Here is a 15,969-nt window from a genome sequence, read left to right as displayed (position 1 = left end):
TGTCCGTCTTCCTCCAGCCCCTGCAGAGCCCATGTCCCGCAAGACCACGTTGCCCGTCGCGCTGATCCAGGAGCGCGCCATCATCGACCGCGGCGCCGACAACGCCGACGCCAACCTGTCGGTCATCGAAGCGCGCGTAGCGGAGGCCGCCGCGCAGGGCGCCCGGCTCGTGCTGCTGCAGGAACTGCACAACGGTGCGTACTTCTGCCAGGAAGAGAACGTCGATGCGTTCGATCTCGCCGAGCCGATCCCGGGTCCGAGCACCGAGCGCCTGGGCATGCTGGCAAAGAAGCACGGCATCGTCGTGGTCAGCTCGCTGTTCGAGCGCCGCGCGGCCGGGCTCTACCACAACACCGGCGTGGTCTTCGACGCCGACGGCAGCCTGGCGGGCAAGTACCGCAAGATGCACATCCCCGACGACCCCGGCTTCTACGAGAAGTTCTATTTCACGCCCGGCGACATCGGCTTCAAGCCCATCGATACGTCCGTGGGCCGGCTCGGCCTGCTGGTGTGCTGGGACCAGTGGTATCCCGAAGCCGCGCGCCTGATGGCACTCGCCGGCGCGGACCTGCTGCTCTATCCCACCGCGATCGGCTGGGATCCGGGGGACGACGATGCGGAGAAGACCCGCCAGCGCGATGCCTGGATCCTCAGCCATCGCGGCCATGCGGTGGCCAACGGCCTGCCGGTGCTGAGCTGCAACCGGGTCGGCCACGAACCCTCGCCGCTCGGCGCTGCCGGGATCGACTTCTGGGGCAACAGCCACGTACTCGGGCCGCAGGGCGAGTTCCTGGCCCAGGCAGGTGGCGATCCGACCCTGCTGACCTGCGAGGTCGACCTGGGCCGCAGCGAGGACGTGCGCCGGATCTGGCCGTTCCTGCGTGATCGCCGCATCGATGCCTATGGCGACCTGCTCAAACGCTACATCGACTGATCCGATGCCGGTCGAACTCCGCGACGCCGTCGACGCCGACTTCGACGCCATCACCACGCTCTACGCCCGCGAAGTCGAAAGCGGCGTCGCCACCTACGAGTACGACGTACCCGACGCTGCGGAAATGCGGCGTCGGTTCGCGGCGCTGCATGCGGCCGGCTACCCCTATCTCGTTGCCGAACGCGACGGTGCATTCGCCGGCTATGCCTACGCCAGCAGTTTCCGCGCGCGCATCGGCTACCGCTTCACGGTCGAAAGCTCGGTCTACGTCGAACACGCGCAGCATGGGCAGGGGATCGGCCGGCTGCTGATGGAGCGGCTGATCGACCTGTGCACGCAGCGTGGCTATCGGCAGATGATGGCAGTGATCGGTCCGCCACAGGACGGCCCCTCGGTACGTTTCCACGAACGCCTGGGTTTCCGGATCGTCGGCGTGCTGCCGGGTACCGGACGCAAGCACGGCCGCTGGCTGGACACGATCCTCATGCAGCGCGCCCTCGGCGACGGCACCGCCTCTCCTCCCGACAACGAATGACCCGATGACCGAACCGATGACCGGCGCCCCTGGCGCCACGGCCTGGCAGTCGCAGCCGCACGCGATCGTCGAGCGCGACGGCGTGCGCTACACCCTGCTTGGCACGGCCCACGTATCGAGGATCAGTGTCGACGCGGTCGAGAACGCGATCGGCAGTGGCGACTTCGATGCAGTGGCGGTGGAACTCGACCCGCAGCGGTTGCAGGCGATCAGCGATCCCGATGCCCTGGCCAAGCTCAACCTGGTGGACGTGATCCGCAAGGGCCGCGTGGCCCTGTTCGCGGCCAACCTGGCGCTGTCAGCCTATCAACGCCGGCTTGCCGAGCAGCTCGGCATCGAGCCGGGAGCCGAACTCAAGCGCGCCGTGACGATGGCCAACGAGCGCGGACTGCCGGTGGCGCTCGTCGACCGTGATGTCGGACTCACGTTCAAGCGCGCCTCGCGCCGGCTGGGCTTCCTCGGGCGCATGAAGCTCATGGGCAGCCTGATGGGCGGCCTGCTGGCTTCCGACAAGCTCGGCGAAGAGGAGATCGAGACCCTCAAGCAGGGCGACATGCTGGAATCGAGCTTCGGCGAGTTCGCCAAGTCGAGCCCCGAGCTCTATGAGACCGTGATCGCCGAGCGCGACCGCTACATGGCCGCGCGGCTGCGCCAGAGCGCTGGCACGGCGCGTGAGGTTCTGGCGGTTGTCGGTGCCGGCCACCTTGCCGGGCTCGCCCGTCACCTGGCACAGGACGGCCAGTCGCCGGAACAGACCCGCGCCGAACTGGAAGCCGCACCCGCCGGCCGCAGCCTGCGCTGGCTGATGACGCTGATCACCCTGCTGATCCTGGCGATGATCGGCTGGGGTTATTACCAGGGCGGCGCGGAGCTCGGCCGGCAGCTGGTCAAGGAATGGGTGCTGATCACCGGTGGCTTCGCCGCGCTGGGCGCGCTGGCCGCACTGGCCCATCCGTTGGGCATCCTGGCCGCGGCGATTGCCGGGCCGCTCAAACCGATCCGTCCACCGGGCATTTCCCCGGGGCTGTTCAGCGCACTCATCGAAGCGCAAGTGCGCAAGCCCGCCTATGGCGATTTCCTGGCCCTGCGCGACGATGCCGGCACGCTGCGCGGCTGGTACCGCAACCGTGTCTCGCGGACCATCCTCAACTTCATGCTGACCAACATCGGCTCGAGCATCGGTGTATGGGTGGCCGGCCTCCGGATCGCGGGCAAGGTCTTCTCCTGAGACGCGCCGGCTGCAGAGGCCGGCACGCACGCTCGCGGTCGGCACTCATCCGCAGGCGGTAGCCAGGGCCGGAGTATGAAATCCGTCCGCACCCGATCCGACACTTCCATTCCGGGTGAGACGTCCGGACTGTCGTCTGGCCAGCCACGCGAATCCGGGGAAGAGCGCCCCCGGCGATGACGGCGGGCGCAAGCTGACGACACGGGCGTCGGACGAGGCGCACCGGGCGTTCGGCTCGCGACGGGAAGCCAGCGGGCCAGACCACCGCTACCCGGCTCCCCGCACTCGTGTGGCCGGCGCCTGCGCGGCACGCTCTGCATGCCAGGGACGCGCGGGAGTCGGGCGACTGCGCAAGCGCGCCGGGGCACAGGCACCGACGCGTGCGGGATCGAACTGCGATCTCTCACCTGCGCCGATGCTGGTCAGCATCAGGGCTGGACGACGACGCTGGCCGATCCCCCCCGCGCACGCCGGATCAAGCGCGCGGTGCCGTGGCGCATGTCGTCGAGGATCGCGTAGATCGTCGGCAGGAACAGCAGGCTGACCACCGTCGAGAACGCCAGGCCGCCGGCCACCGCGCGCGCCATCGGCGAGTAGGCCAGCCCGCCGAGCACCACGGTGTCGCTGAGCGAGATCGGGATCATCGCGAGGATCGCAGTGCCCATCGTCATCAGGATCGGGCGCAGGCGTTCCCGGCTGCCTTCGACCAGTGCCTCGAGTCGCGGCACGCCGCGCCGGCGCAGATTGTTGATGTGCTCGACCATGATGATGCCGTTGTTCACCACCACGCCCATCAGCACCAGGATGCCGATGAAGGCCATCACCGTGAACGAGGTTCCGGTCAGCCAGAACAGCCAGAACACACCGAACATCGAGAACACGACGCAACTCATGATCGCAGCCGGAAACAGCAGCGATTCGAACACCGCCGCCATCACCACGTAGATCATGACCAGTGCGATGAGCAGGTTGAACAGCATCTGCCGGCTTGCAGCGGCATCGTCCTCGAAGCCGCTGCCGGAGAAGCTGTAACCGTAGCCGGCTGGAAACTCGACGGTCTCGAGCACCTGCTCCAGCGCCTTGCGGGCGTCGGGCATGGTGGTTTCGCCGGCGAGATTGGCCTGCAGGGTCAGCGAGGTCTGGCGGTCGTTGCGGTTGATGCGGCTCGCCGCCGGTTCCACGCGCATGTCCACCAGGCTCGTCAGCGGCACGTTCCGGCCATCGGGCGCGCGCACCATGAAGCTGGCGATATCCGCTTCGCTGTAACTTTCGGCGCCGGCGAAACGCACCCACACCGGCACTTCGTCCTCGCCCCGGCGGAACTCGCGCAGCTGGCTGCCGCGCAGCGCCAGTCCGACGAACCGCGACACCTCTTCCGCGCTGAAGCCGAAGGCCGCCGCGCGGTCGCGGTCGATGCGGATGTTGAGCTCCTGGTTGAGATCGCCCGCGTCCACGCGCACGTCGCGCAGCGCGGGATTGAGCGACAGCATCGGGATCACCCCATCGGCGATCTCGCGCAGCACCTGGGAGGAGTCACCGACCAGCTGGACCTGGACGCCCTGCCCGGCCTGCCCGCCGCCCTGGTCGCCACCGCCCACGCCAACTTCGGCGCGTGCCGACTTGGGCAGCGCCTGGCTGATCGCTTCCGACAATGCCTTGGTGTCGCCGACATCGTCATTGAAGGTCACGACGGTCCCAGAATCGCCACCTTCGCCGAACCACGAATAGACCTGGCGGATGCGGTACTGCTCGCGGTTGTCTTCGAGGAAGGTTTCGAAGCGACGCACCTCGTCGGAGCGCTGCTGCAGGTTGTAGCTGCCCTTCCACTGGTAATAGAGCTGGATCTCCTTGCCGCCGCCGCCATCGCCGAACATGTCGAACTTGGTCTGCGTCATCGGCACCGCGCTCAACACGACGACCAGCAGGATGCAGATCACGCTCCAGCCACGATGTTCCAGCGACCAGCGCAGCAGGCGCGCGTACTGGCGCTGCATGCGCGGGATCAATCCGTTGGGACTGGCGACCGCGGGGGGCGTCTTCATGCGCGCCGACATCATCGGAATCAGGCTCACCGCGACCAGCCAGGACGCCAGCAACGACACCGAGATGGTGATCGCCAGCTGGTTCATGAAGATGCTGATCATGTTGGTTTCGCCCAGGAGATTGGGCACGAACACGATGCAGTGGCACAGCGTGCCGGCCGACAGCGCGATGGCGACGTTGCGCGTGCCCACCACCGACGCCAGCCATGGCTGGTCCGGCATGCGTTCGCGCTCCTGGTAGATGCTCTCCACCACCACGACCGCGTTGTCGACCAGCATGCCGACCGCGAGCAGCAGGCCCATCAGCGACAGCACGTTGAGCGTGACGTCGAAGAAGTGCATGAAACCGAGCGTGATGATGAAACAGATCGGAATCGCCAGCGTCACCATCAGCGTGGACGGCCAGTGGCGCAGGAAGAAGTACAGCACGATGATCGACAGCACGAGGCCGATCGCGCCCGCCTCCACCAGCTCCAGCAGCGAGGAGGTGACCTCCTCCCCCATGTTCTGGATGACCTTGACGTCGACGCCTTCCAGGCCGGCGCCGGTGCGCGCCGCTTCGACTTCGGCGAGTACGTTGCGCGAGACTTCCACCAGATTCGCGTCGCGCTCCTTGTAGATCTCCAGGCCAACGGCCGCGCGTCCGTCGAGGCGGCGGCCGTAGTCCATGCGCTGCGGCTTGAACTGCACCTGCGCGACGTCCGACAGGCGCAGACCCTGCGGGTTGATCACCAGGTCCCGCAGTTGCTGCAGGTCGCTGATCTCACCGATCGGCTGCACGCGCAGACGCTGTCCGCCGTCGAGGATCTGCCCGGCCGAGACCGAGAAGTTGAGCGCGCGCAGGCGCGTGGAAAGTTCGTTGAGATCGATGCCGTGCGCGGTCAGACGGTCGGGCTGGACCGCGATCTCGACCTCGTTCGGCGCCGCGCCATTGATCTCCACGCGTGCCACGCCCGGCACGCGTTCCAACCGGCGCTTGAGCTGGCGGTCGATCAGCTCGTAGCTGCCGCTCAGATCCACGTTCGCCGCCAGGCGCAGGCGCAGCACCGGCTGATCGCTGGTGGAGAACTTCTGCACCATGTAGCGGCGGAAATCGTCCGGCAGGTCGCTGCGGATCGCATCGATCCGCTCGCGTGCTTCCGATGCACTGATCGCGACGTTGCGGTCCCAGTCCCTGAATTCCAGCATCACGAACGCGCCGTCGGAAGTCGCCTGGCCACGCATGCGCTTGATGCCACTCATCGTCGCGAGCGTCTCCTCCGCCGGGCGCAACAGGTTCTGCTCGGCTTCTGCGGGCGTCGAGCCGGCATAGGGCAGTTGCACGACGAGGAACGGCGCCGAGATATCCGGCAATGCCTCGAGCGGCAGGCGCACCGAAGCGATCAGCCCGATCACCACCATCGAGATGAAACACATGATGGTGGTGATCGGCCGCCGCAGACTCAGCTCGGCGATGCTCATGTCGCGCTGGTCTCCATAACGTCGGCACGATCGGCAGCGGCGCCCAGCCGCGCGCGGCGTCCACGCTCGGCGTAGAACGCATCGGACTTGCGGTCGAGCAGGTCGTAGACCACCGGGATCACCAGCAGCGTCAGCACGGTCGATACCGCCAGGCCACCCATCACCACGATCGCCATCGGCGAGCGCACCTCGGCGCCGTCACCCAGCGCGAGTGCCAGCGGGAGGAAGCCGAACAGCGTCGAGAGCGTGGTCATGATGATCGGCCGCAGGCGCGAACGCGCAGCCTCGACCAGTGCGTCGCGCTTCGGCACACCCGCCTCGCGCAGCTGGTTGACCTTGTCGATCAGGATGATCGCGTTCTTCACCACCAGGCCCACCATCAGGATCAGGCCGATGAAGGCGACCACCGAGATCGTGTTGCCGGTCAGCAGCAGGCCACCGATCGCACCCACCATCGCCAACGGGATGGTGAACAGGATCACGAACGGGTGCAGCAGCGATTCGAACTGCGAGGCCATGACGAGGTAGACGAGGAAGATCGCCAGCGCGAACGCCATCAGCAGCGAGCGCATCGATTCGGCGAGTTCCTCACCCTGGCCGCCGATGTGCATGCCGACTTCGGGACCGAGCGGATTGTCCGACACCATCTGCCGCACCTCGCCCATCGCCGTGCCCAGGTCGATCCCGCGCAGGTTCGCCGACACCACTGCGACGCGCACCTGGTCGGCGCGATGGATCTCGCTCGGACCGACCGTCGCGACCACGTCGGCCACCGAATCCAGACGGAGCGGAGACGCGCTGCCGGGATTGACGATCAAATTGCGGATGCGATCGACCGAGTCGCGCTCGCTCTCCTGCGCGCGCACCAGCACGTCGATCTTGCGGTCGCGGAAGTTGTAACGCGTGGCGACCTCGCCACGCACCGCGCGCACCACCGCATCGGCGATCTCGCGCGTGGTCAGACCGAAGGCGCCGGCGCGCTCCTGATCGAACACGATCTGGATCTCGGGGAAGCCCTGCTCCACCGTGCTCTTGACGTCGGCGTAGTGCGGATTGGCGCGCAGCATGTCCGCCATGCGCTGGCCGGCCTTTGCCAGGCCGTCGAGATCCTGACCACGGATTTCGATTTCCAGCGGCGTGGAGAAACTGAAGATCTGCGGACGGGCGAAATCGACGGCGACACCCGGGTACGTCTGCATTGTCTCGCGCAGGCGCTCGGTCTGTTGCGCTTCGAACTCGCGACTGCCGCCGCCGCTCATGACGATGCTGAGCTTGCCGATGTTCTCGCCGCTTTCCGTCGGGTTCGCATCGAGCCGTGTGCCGCTGCCGCTGACGCCGAACAGCAACTCGACGCCGTCGTCACCGGCATGGGCCTGCTGCACCTCGCGCATGATGCGGTCGGTCTCGCGCAAAGGCGTGCCCGGCGGCAACTTGGCAGTCATCTCGAAGCGATCCTGCGCCAGCTGCGGGATCAGGTCGGTGCCGAGCAACGGCACCGCCAGCAGGCTGAGCAGGAACACCCCGGTCGCGGTCCCCAGCACCAGCCATGGACGCGCAAGCGCAGCCGGCAGCGCGCGGAGGTAGCCGCGCTCGGCCCGGTTGTAGGGCGCCATCGCCAGATCGCTGGCGCGGCCCATGACCCGGCCGGTGCCGCCCGACACGAAGCGCCAGGCGCGCACCATCGCCCAGGCGATGCCGAACAGGACGCCGCGGATGCCGGCACCGATCCCGCGACCGGTCGCCGCGAGCGGCTTCTGCCAACGGCTGTCCGGATGCCACTGCGGATGCGGCGCTTCCTCCGGGAATGCCATCGGTGGCCGGCCCTTGAGCGACGCCATCATCGGAATCAGGGTCAACGCGACCAGCAGCGACACGCCGACCGCGATCGCGATGGTCAACGCCTGGTCGCGGAACAGCTGTCCGGCGATGCCTTCGACGAACACCAGCGGCAGAAACACAGCGATGATTGTCAGCGTCGACGCGACGACCGCCATGCCGACTTCGCGCGTTCCGGTGATCGCGGCCTCCAGAACGCCCAGCCCGCGCTCGCGCGCCTTGGCGATGCTTTCGAGCACCACGATCGAATCGTCGATGACCAGTCCCGTCGCCAACGCCAGACCGCCGAGCGACATGACGTTGAGGCTCAGGCCCAGCTGATCCATGAAGAAGAACGTGGTGATGATCGAGATCGGCAGCGACAGGCTCACCACCAGCGTGCTCCAGCCGCTGCGCAGGAACAGGAAGATGATCAGCACGGCCAGCGTGCCGCCGATCAGCGCATCGGTGCGCACGTCATGGATCGCGGCGCGCACGAACTTCGACTGGTCGTCGACCACGGTCAGCGTCATGTCCGGGGGCAGATCCTTGCGGATGACGTCCAGCCGCGCCTGCACCGCGTCGGCGGTGGAGACGGTGTTGGCGTCGCCTTCCTTGTAGATCGCCAGCTCCACGGCTTCCGCGCCGCCGAGCCGGATGATGCTTTCGCGTTCCTTGAAGCTCTGCCGCACCGTGGCGATATCGCGCAGGCGGATCGCGCGACCGCCGGCGATCGTCGTGCTACCGGCGCCCGACGCGCTCTGCACCGATGCCGCCGCCGCGAGCACGGCCTGGGAGCCACTGGCCGCTGCGATCGCCGCCATCTGTTGCGCCGCGCTGGCCGCGCTGTCGTCGCCGCCCGACTGCGTGGCGACCAGCATTTCGCCGATCTGTTCGACGCTTTCGAACTGGTTGACCGTGCGCACCAGGTAGCGCTGCGTGCCCTGATCGAGCCGACCGCCCGACAGGTTGATGTTCTCCTGCTGCAGACGCTGGATCACGTTCTCGATCGGCAGGCCGATGCGCGCCATCTGCTGCAGATCGAGCTCGACCTGCACCTCGTCCTCGAAACCGCCGCCGACCTTGACCGCAGCCACGCCGACGACGGGCTCGATCTTCTTCTTCAGGTCATCGTCGGCGTAGCGACGCATGCGCGTGAGTTCGTCGACCGCATCGCCCTTCTCGCCTGCGGTCAGCGCGAGGCGCAGGATCGGCTCGGTCGAGGGATTGAATCGCAGCAGCACCGGCGGCGTGACTTCCAGGGGCAACTGCAGCGTCTCGAGTTTGTCGCGCACCTCCAGGCTGGCCTGGTCCATATCGGTGCCCCAGGCGAACTCCAGCACCACGTCGCTCTGGCCGGTGCGCGAGATCGAACGCAGCTTGCGCACGCCCTTGACCACGCCGACGGCCTCTTCCACCGGCTCGCTCACCAGCGTTTCGATTTCCGATGGCGCGGCGCCGGTGTACTCGGTGCGGACGGTCAGCGTGGGATAGCTGAGGTCGGGCAGCAGATTGACCTTGAGGTTGGTCAGCGCGATCAGGCCGAACAGCATCATGCTGATCGCGACCATCCACACCGTCACCCGGCGTCGCGTGGAGAACTCGACGAGATCGAAACGCCCCGGAGACGCGTGCGGATCCGCGGCCGGGCCGTCGCCGGCGGGGCCGTCGTGTGGCGCGCCGACCATTACTTCGCTTCGCTCTTGGCGTCGGCAGTGGCCGGCGCCGCGGCAACCGGCGCTTCGCCGATCACCTGCACCGCGCTGCCTTCGCGCAGCGCCACCTTACCTGCGGTGACCACGGGATCGCCGGCTTCCAGGCCGCTGCGCACCTCGATCATGTTGCCGTCGACATAGCCCAGCTCGACCGGCACGCGGACCGCCTTGCCTTCGCGCACGGTGTAGACCGCGGTTTCGCCTTCGTCGAGCAGCGCGCTGCGCGGGATCACCAGTGCATCGGCGCGCTCGTCGTAGTCGATGTGGATGCGGCCGAACATGCCCGAACGCAGCGAGTCGTTCCCGGCGAATGCGGTGACCACGCGGAAGGTGCCGCTGCGCGATTCCACGATCGGCGCAACGCGTTCAACCACGCCTTCGAAGCTTTCGCCGGGCAGCGCATCGACCTGCAACCGCACCGGCTGGCCGCGCTTGAGCACGCGCAGTTCGCGCTCGGGCACGTTGAGCGTGGCCTCGATGCGGGCGTTGTCGACGATGCTGAAGATCGGCGTGTTGATCTGCACGAAATTGCCGGTGCGGATCATGCGTTGCGAGATCACGCCGGAGATCGGCGCGGTCACCGCGGTGTAGGACAGCTCCAGCTGCGCCATGTCGTGCTGGGCACGCGCGGTGTCGAGATCGAACTTGAGCTGGTCCAGATCGTTTGCGCTGATCATCTGCTGGGCCACGAGCTGCTGCGCGCGGCGGTAGCTGTTTTCGAGCTTGCCCATCGTGGCGAGGCTCTGGCGTACCGCCAGGCGCGCCCGATCGGGATCGAGACGCACCAGCGGCTGGCCGGCGCGCACGGTGTCGCCCTCCTCGACGAGGACCTCGAGCGCGATGCCCGAGGTCTTGGCGACCACGTCGGCGCCACGCGGGACTTCCAGCGACGCAGTGCCTACATAGCTCGCTGCCACGCTGCGACGGGCCACCGCCTCGGTTTCCACCGGAACCGGCGCTGCCGCGGCGTCGTCGGCCTTGGCCTTGGCATCGGTATCCCCCCCACCCTTGCAGGCGGACAGGACCAGAACGGCGGAAACCAGAATGGCGCCGGTAAGAACGCGTCGCGTGGACGCGATGGCATGCGGTGTGGACATGTGGACTCGATGTGACCCCTGCGGTGTGGTAGCAAGGTATATCACCAATACATGTCGGCCTATCTGCCATAGGTCATGGTGACTTGCGGGCGCGGGCGCCCACCTTGCCGGCATGCATTGGGTTTGATCCGCCCGCGTGGCTATACTGGCCCGGTTGTGTACCGGTTCATACAGCGCGCAGGCGCGACGGACCACGCTTCCCAGACAGCACTTCCAGCCATTCAGGATTGCGGATACCCACGATGACGCGACAGTTCACGCTCGCCGCCTGCCTAGCCCTTGTTCCGCTCGTCCTGCCAGTGTCCGCCCAGGATGTGCCCGCCGCGCCATCGCCCACACCCCAGACGCCTCAGGCCGTGGCCTCAGCCGCGACCACCACCGCCGAGCAGCCGACGCACACGCCGCTGACCGGCGATGCGGCGACCGGCCGCCAGCTGACCTACACCTGCCAGGGCTGCCATGGCGTCGAGGGCTACCGCAATATCTATCCGCACTACCACGTGCCGATGATCGGGGGTCAATCGCCCGAATACCTCGTCAACGCCTTGCACGAATACAAGCGCGGGACCCGCCGGCATCCGACCATGCAGGCCCAGGCGCAGAGTTTCACCGACCAGGACATCGCCGACATCGCCGCCTTCCTTTCGGAGCTTTCCAAGTGAGTGGCGCCGCGATGCGCCGTGGCCTCCGCACCCTGCCCGCCCTGGCGGCACTGTGTCTGCTCGTCGCCTGCGGTGGCCAGCAACACGATCCCGAAGCCGAAGCGTCAGCCGGCAGCTCGTCCGCGGGGCTGCCCAAGGGCAACCTCGAGGGCGGCGAGGCGGCTGCAAACCTCAAGAGCGCGGCGACCGGGCAGACCTGCATCGACTGCCATGGCGCCGGTGGCAACGCGCCGCTCGACGCGACCTATCCCAAGATCGGCGGGCAGTACCGCGACTATCTCGCGCATGCCCTGCAGGCCTACCGGGACGGCGACCGCGAGCACGCGCTGATGTCGCAGCAGGCTGCGGGCCTCAGCGACCAGCAGATCGCCGACCTGGCAGTGTATTTCGCATCCCAGCAGCGTCAGCTGCGGGATCTGCGCGGCGCGCACGACCACTGAATTCCCGGCGGCGCTCGTCGCCGCCCCACTACCGTCGCGCCCTGCCCGGTTGAGCCGGGCCTTGCGGACGCGCGCTCTGGATGCGGCCGATCGGCTGCTGCGCCGGGAGTGCCCCGGCGCTCGCCGACCCGGCCCCAGCACCCCCCTCAGCGGCGCAGGCTGTCCTGGGCTTCCTGCAGCTCCGGCTTCCACGGCACATCCGGTGGCGGACGGCCGTCGGTCTCGACGTCCTGCATGTTCGGATCGGTGATGCCGCAGGCACCGCCGAACATCAGCAAGGCCACGTTGCACTGCACGGTCTTGCTGGTACCGGGGATCGGGATGAGCACGGTCTTGATGCTGCGCCGGACCCACTCCTCGAGCAGCGTTTCGCTGGGCGTCCAGAACCGGTCGAAGCTGGTGGGCTCGTAATCGGTTGGCGGGCGCTTGAGCCAGGTCCCTTCGCGGTCGATCCGGGCGAAGTCCTCGGTGATGGTACCGGGCGGTAGCCCCCCGCCCACGCGCCCACCGTCTGCGAGGCGCGGCCTGCCGTCGGCACCGAACAGGCCCGAGGCGCTTCCGGGGGTCGCCCCCTCGCGGGCACTGGCGGCATCACCCCAATCATCGGCAGTCCGCGGCGAAGGCGCGGCGCCGGGCGGTAGACCGCGCTGCGGCGATGTGCCGGGCGCAGGCGCCGGCGCCGGGCGGCGACCCGCGGTCGTCGCCGTGGACTCGTTGGCCGCTGACGGCGCCGGACTCGGGGCGGCCGGCCGCGTCGGCGCGCGGGGGGATGCGCTCGTCGTCGGCGCCTCGCGCAACGGGACCGACCGTTCCCTCGTGACCACCTCGGGCGCCTGCCGGGGCGGCGCCTGCGGCGTCTCGACGGCAATCTGCGGCGCATCGCGCGTCGGCAACCGCAGCGTCTCCGCAGGCTGCGGCACAGTGCGCTCGCGCACCTCGACCTCGACCTGCCGCCGCTGCGCCGGCACCTCCGCCAGCGGCGCCGGCGAGCGCAGGGCCGGAACCTCGAGGGTCTGCAGCTGAGGCTCGGGCACAGCGCGTTCGCGCACCACCACCTCCGGCACGGCGTCCGTCCTCGGCGGCGGCAGGGTGAAGTCGATGTCCGGTGCCGGAACTTCGGTCACCCGCAGGGTCTGCGGCGCCGGCTCGACCGGTGCAGCGTCGACCACGGCCTCCGGGGTGACCGAAGTATCGCGCGGGGCGTTCGGCGCAGGCGCTGGCCGGGCCGGGGCCACCGGCGCCGGGTCCGCCGCAGGCGCGACCTGCGCGGTCGGTGCCGGGGCTGGCGGCGCGTCCCCGCCCTCCGGTTCCTCCGGCGTACCGTTACCGATGAAAACGACCTGCACCACGTGCTCTTCCCCCGCCGCAGACGGCGCCGGGACAGCGAAGCGAGCATGGGTCAGCAGCAGCAGGCCGCCCACCCACAGCAGCTGCGCGAACAGTGCCACCGCCAGCGAGAACCGGCGCGCGCCCCGGTCCTCGCGCGGGCCGGGCTCCCACAGCGGATGGACGAGGCTGAGCCAGGCGGCGAGTGCATGGGGCGGTACCCGGCCTCGCCGGCGTGGCGGCTCCGGCCGCGCGGCAAGCACCGCGACGATCGCGTCGGCGCTCGCGCCGGTGACTGCTTCCGGGCCCGCCTGCATCGAAGCGAACCAGTGCGTCCAGGCCGGCGGGAATCCCTCCGCGGGGGTGTCCGGCCGGATCGAGCGGCGCTGGCGCCGGCGCAGGGCTTCGATCAGGTCGGAGGCGGTGAACATCCGGAGGCGGCGCCGGAAGGGGACGCGTCAGGCCGCGTCGCGCGGCATGTAGGGCGCGTCGCCAGACTCGTGGTCGGTCGCGTCACGCACCGCGGTGACACCGGGCGCCTTCTCCATCAGGGTCTTTTCGATGCCCTGCTTCAGCGTGACGTCGACCAGGCCGCAGCCGTGACAGCCCCCGCCGAAGCGCAGCACGACCACCCCCTCGGCGGTCACCTCCTGCACCGTCACGTGGCCGCGGTGCTGGGCGAGCTGGGGATTGACCTCCTGCTCGACCACCCAGCGCACGCGCTCGACCAGCGACGCGGCTTCGGGTGGGGCTTCACCCTTGATCCGGGGTGCGCGGATCTGCAGCTGGCCCCCGGTTGCACGCGCCTCGTAGTCGATCTCGGCCCCATCGAGGTAGGGCACGCTCGGCGCGTCCAGCCACAGGGTGAATCCTTCGCAGTCGATCGCCCATTCGTCGCCCTGCAGGTCGCCACTGTCGGCGAACTCCAGGCGGACATCGGCGCGCGGCGTACCGGGCTGCATCGCCGACAGCCGCACACCCAGGCCCGGCAGCGACTCGCGCTCGATGAGCTTGCGGAAATGCGTCTGGGCAGCTTCGGTGATATTGATCATGACGCGTATTCTAGCGGGCCTGCGCCGGCGCACGCGCCGGTCGCCGTCTACCGCATGAACGTCCCCCGCCAGGAGATTGCACGATGTCCGACCTCGTTCCCCTCAGCGATGCGCACTGCATCCCGCGCCGCGGCATCGACCACCGCCTGACCGAAGCGCGGATCCGCGAACTGCTGCCCGAAGTGGCGGGCTGGACGCTGGCCGAAAACGGCCGCGCGCTGACGTGCACGTTCCGCTTCAGCGACTACTACCGCACGATGGCCTTCGTGAACGCACTCGCGTTCATCGCCCACCGCGAAGACCATCACCCCGATCTCGGCGTGCACTACGACCGGGTCGAAGTGCGCTATTCGACCCATGACGTCGGCGGCCTGTCCGAGAACGACTTCATCTGCGCAGCGAAGGCGGACCGTCTCGCCGCGTAAGCGCCACAACGCCGCCGCGGCTGGAGGCTGGCGCAGATCGGCGGGGCGCATGCGCGCGGCGCTGGCGACATGCCGGCCGCGCTGCGCCCCGAGACCGGAAGCTCAGCGCAGCCGGTCGAGCGCTTCGCGCAGGTCGTCGGCCAACGGCGCGTTGAGCACGTACGCTTCGCCGTCGTCGAGCGTGAACTCCAGTGACGCCGCGTGCAGGAACAGGCGCCTGAGGCCGATCTGCTCGCGAAGGCGCTTGTTGAGCGCGTCATCGCCGTACTTGTCGTCGCCGGCCACCGGATGACCGATGTGCTGGGCATGGACGCGGATCTGATGGGTGCGCCCGGTCTCGATCCGCACCTCGCAATAGGAATGTCCGCCGCGGCGCTCCAGCACCCCGAAGTGGCTCAGCGACGTCTTTCCGTTCGGATTGACCTGCACGTGGCGCTCGCCGCCCTGGCGCAGGCCCACATGCAGCGGGACATCGACGCTCATCGTGCCGTCGGGCATGCGCCCGCCCAGCAGGGTCAGGTAACGCTTGCGGATGCCGGCGCCATGGTCCTCGCGCAGCAGCGCCTGCAGCTGGGTCAGCGCTGAACGCTTCTTGGACAGCACCATCAGGCCCGAGGTATCTCGATCCAGCCGGTGCACCAGCTCCAGCGACTGGTTCGGCCGCAGCGCGCGAAGGGTCTCGATCACGCCGAAGCTGATCCCGCTGCCGCCGTGACTGGCGATGCCCGAGGGCTTGCTGATCGCGAGCAGCCGGGCGTCCTCGAACACGATGCTCGCATCCATCGCAGCCAGCAGGCCCTTCGAGGGTGTGCCGGCCTCGCCCGGCACCTCCAGCCGCACCGGCGGGATCCGCACCTCGTCGCCCGCCTCGAGCTTGCGCTCGGCCTTGGCACGGCCCCCGTTCACGCGAACCTGGCCGCTGCGGACGATCTTGTAGATGATCGACCGCGGCGCGCCCTTGAGCTGGCCGAGGAGGAAATTGTCGAGGCGTTGGCCGTCACGGTCGTCCGGAACCCGGACCAGTCGCACGCCGCCGCCGGCGGAGCCGGTACCGTTGTCAGTCATCGTCGTCTGTTTATCTGCTACACTCGGGCCGCGATCTAAGGTGCTGATTTCTTTGAAAGAACCCGGGCCAAAAGCCCGCCTTGCAAAGGCTTCCGGACAGTGCGCGGCCACCGCCCCAGGGGCGGCCATGTTAGCGGCTGCACGGCAGCACCGGCCATCGCCCGATGCACGT

General features: G+C 68.5%; 12 protein-coding genes. 6 read left to right on the top strand and 6 right to left on the bottom strand.

The window, feature by feature from the left end; translation table 11 throughout:
* The first annotated feature begins 31 nt into the window (after positions 1-31).
* The 3 genes from EGK76_RS04085 to EGK76_RS04075 are packed head-to-tail and all read left to right on the top strand — an operon-like array spanning position 32 to position 2,697.
* Entirely contained in the window at positions 32-934 is a 903-nt protein-coding gene (locus EGK76_RS04085; RefSeq protein WP_096298924.1) for a carbon-nitrogen hydrolase, read from the top strand.
* A gap of 4 nt (positions 935-938) precedes the next feature.
* Positions 939-1,469: a GNAT family N-acetyltransferase gene (locus EGK76_RS04080; protein WP_096298926.1), complete on the top strand. Its 531-nt coding sequence runs from the start codon at positions 939-941 to the stop codon at positions 1,467-1,469.
* A gap of 16 nt (positions 1,470-1,485) precedes the next feature.
* Complete coding sequence (locus tag EGK76_RS04075; RefSeq protein ID WP_179948246.1) at positions 1,486-2,697, top strand: TraB/GumN family protein; 1,212 nt, start codon at positions 1,486-1,488, stop codon at positions 2,695-2,697.
* A gap of 428 nt (positions 2,698-3,125) precedes the next feature.
* Here EGK76_RS04075 and EGK76_RS04070 read toward each other — a convergent pair whose 3' ends face one another.
* Genes EGK76_RS04070 through EGK76_RS04060 form a run of 3 tightly spaced genes read right to left on the bottom strand, consistent with a single transcriptional unit; the run spans position 3,126 to position 10,827 of the window.
* Positions 3,126-6,200 carry an efflux RND transporter permease subunit gene (locus EGK76_RS04070; protein ID WP_123831731.1) on the bottom strand — a complete coding sequence of 1,025 codons (3,075 nt, stop codon included), beginning with the start codon at positions 6,198-6,200 and terminating at the stop codon, positions 3,126-3,128.
* Positions 6,197-9,703 (bottom strand): efflux RND transporter permease subunit, encoded by a 3,507-nt coding sequence (locus tag EGK76_RS04065; protein WP_123831730.1) that lies wholly within the window; start codon positions 9,701-9,703, stop codon positions 6,197-6,199. Before EGK76_RS04065 ends, EGK76_RS04070 begins: the two co-directional genes overlap by 4 nt.
* The gene (locus EGK76_RS04060) at positions 9,703-10,827 is read right to left on the bottom strand and encodes an efflux RND transporter periplasmic adaptor subunit (RefSeq protein WP_123831729.1); all 1,125 of its coding nucleotides are present in this window, start codon (positions 10,825-10,827) and stop codon (positions 9,703-9,705) included. Before EGK76_RS04060 ends, EGK76_RS04065 begins: the two co-directional genes overlap by 1 nt.
* A gap of 242 nt (positions 10,828-11,069) precedes the next feature.
* On the opposite strand from EGK76_RS04060, the gene EGK76_RS04055 reads away from it, so the two are divergent.
* On the top strand, positions 11,070-11,489 hold the full coding sequence (locus EGK76_RS04055) for a cytochrome c (RefSeq protein WP_123831728.1): 420 nt from the start codon (positions 11,070-11,072) through the stop codon (positions 11,487-11,489).
* Positions 11,490-11,500: 11 nt separating this feature from the next.
* The gene (locus EGK76_RS04050) at positions 11,501-11,929 is read left to right on the top strand and encodes a cytochrome c (protein WP_123831727.1); all 429 of its coding nucleotides are present in this window, start codon (positions 11,501-11,503) and stop codon (positions 11,927-11,929) included.
* Positions 11,930-12,075: 146 nt separating this feature from the next.
* Here EGK76_RS04050 and EGK76_RS04045 read toward each other — a convergent pair whose 3' ends face one another.
* Both EGK76_RS04045 and EGK76_RS04040 read right to left on the bottom strand, forming a co-directional pair.
* A complete protein-coding gene (locus EGK76_RS04045; RefSeq protein WP_123831726.1) occupies positions 12,076-13,686 on the bottom strand; it encodes a hypothetical protein in 1,611 nt (536 codons plus the stop codon).
* Positions 13,687-13,713: 27 nt separating this feature from the next.
* The gene (locus EGK76_RS04040) at positions 13,714-14,307 is read right to left on the bottom strand and encodes an NfuA family Fe-S biogenesis protein (RefSeq protein WP_123831725.1); all 594 of its coding nucleotides are present in this window, start codon (positions 14,305-14,307) and stop codon (positions 13,714-13,716) included.
* An 83-nt stretch (positions 14,308-14,390) separates the two neighbouring features.
* On the opposite strand from EGK76_RS04040, the gene EGK76_RS04035 reads away from it, so the two are divergent.
* Positions 14,391-14,732: a 4a-hydroxytetrahydrobiopterin dehydratase gene (locus EGK76_RS04035; RefSeq protein ID WP_123831724.1), complete on the top strand. Its 342-nt coding sequence runs from the start codon at positions 14,391-14,393 to the stop codon at positions 14,730-14,732.
* A gap of 102 nt (positions 14,733-14,834) precedes the next feature.
* Here EGK76_RS04035 and EGK76_RS04030 read toward each other — a convergent pair whose 3' ends face one another.
* On the bottom strand, positions 14,835-15,797 hold the full coding sequence (locus tag EGK76_RS04030; RefSeq protein ID WP_199730847.1) for an RluA family pseudouridine synthase: 963 nt from the start codon (positions 15,795-15,797) through the stop codon (positions 14,835-14,837).
* Between the last annotated feature and the right edge of the window lie 172 nt (positions 15,798-15,969).

Source organism: Luteimonas sp. 100069, assembly GCF_003813845.1.
GTDB classification, from domain to species: Bacteria; Pseudomonadota; Gammaproteobacteria; order Xanthomonadales; family Xanthomonadaceae; genus Luteimonas; species Luteimonas chenhongjianii.
The sequence above is the reverse complement of the archived record's forward strand: the minus strand, read 5'-3'. Positions and strand labels throughout refer to the sequence as shown.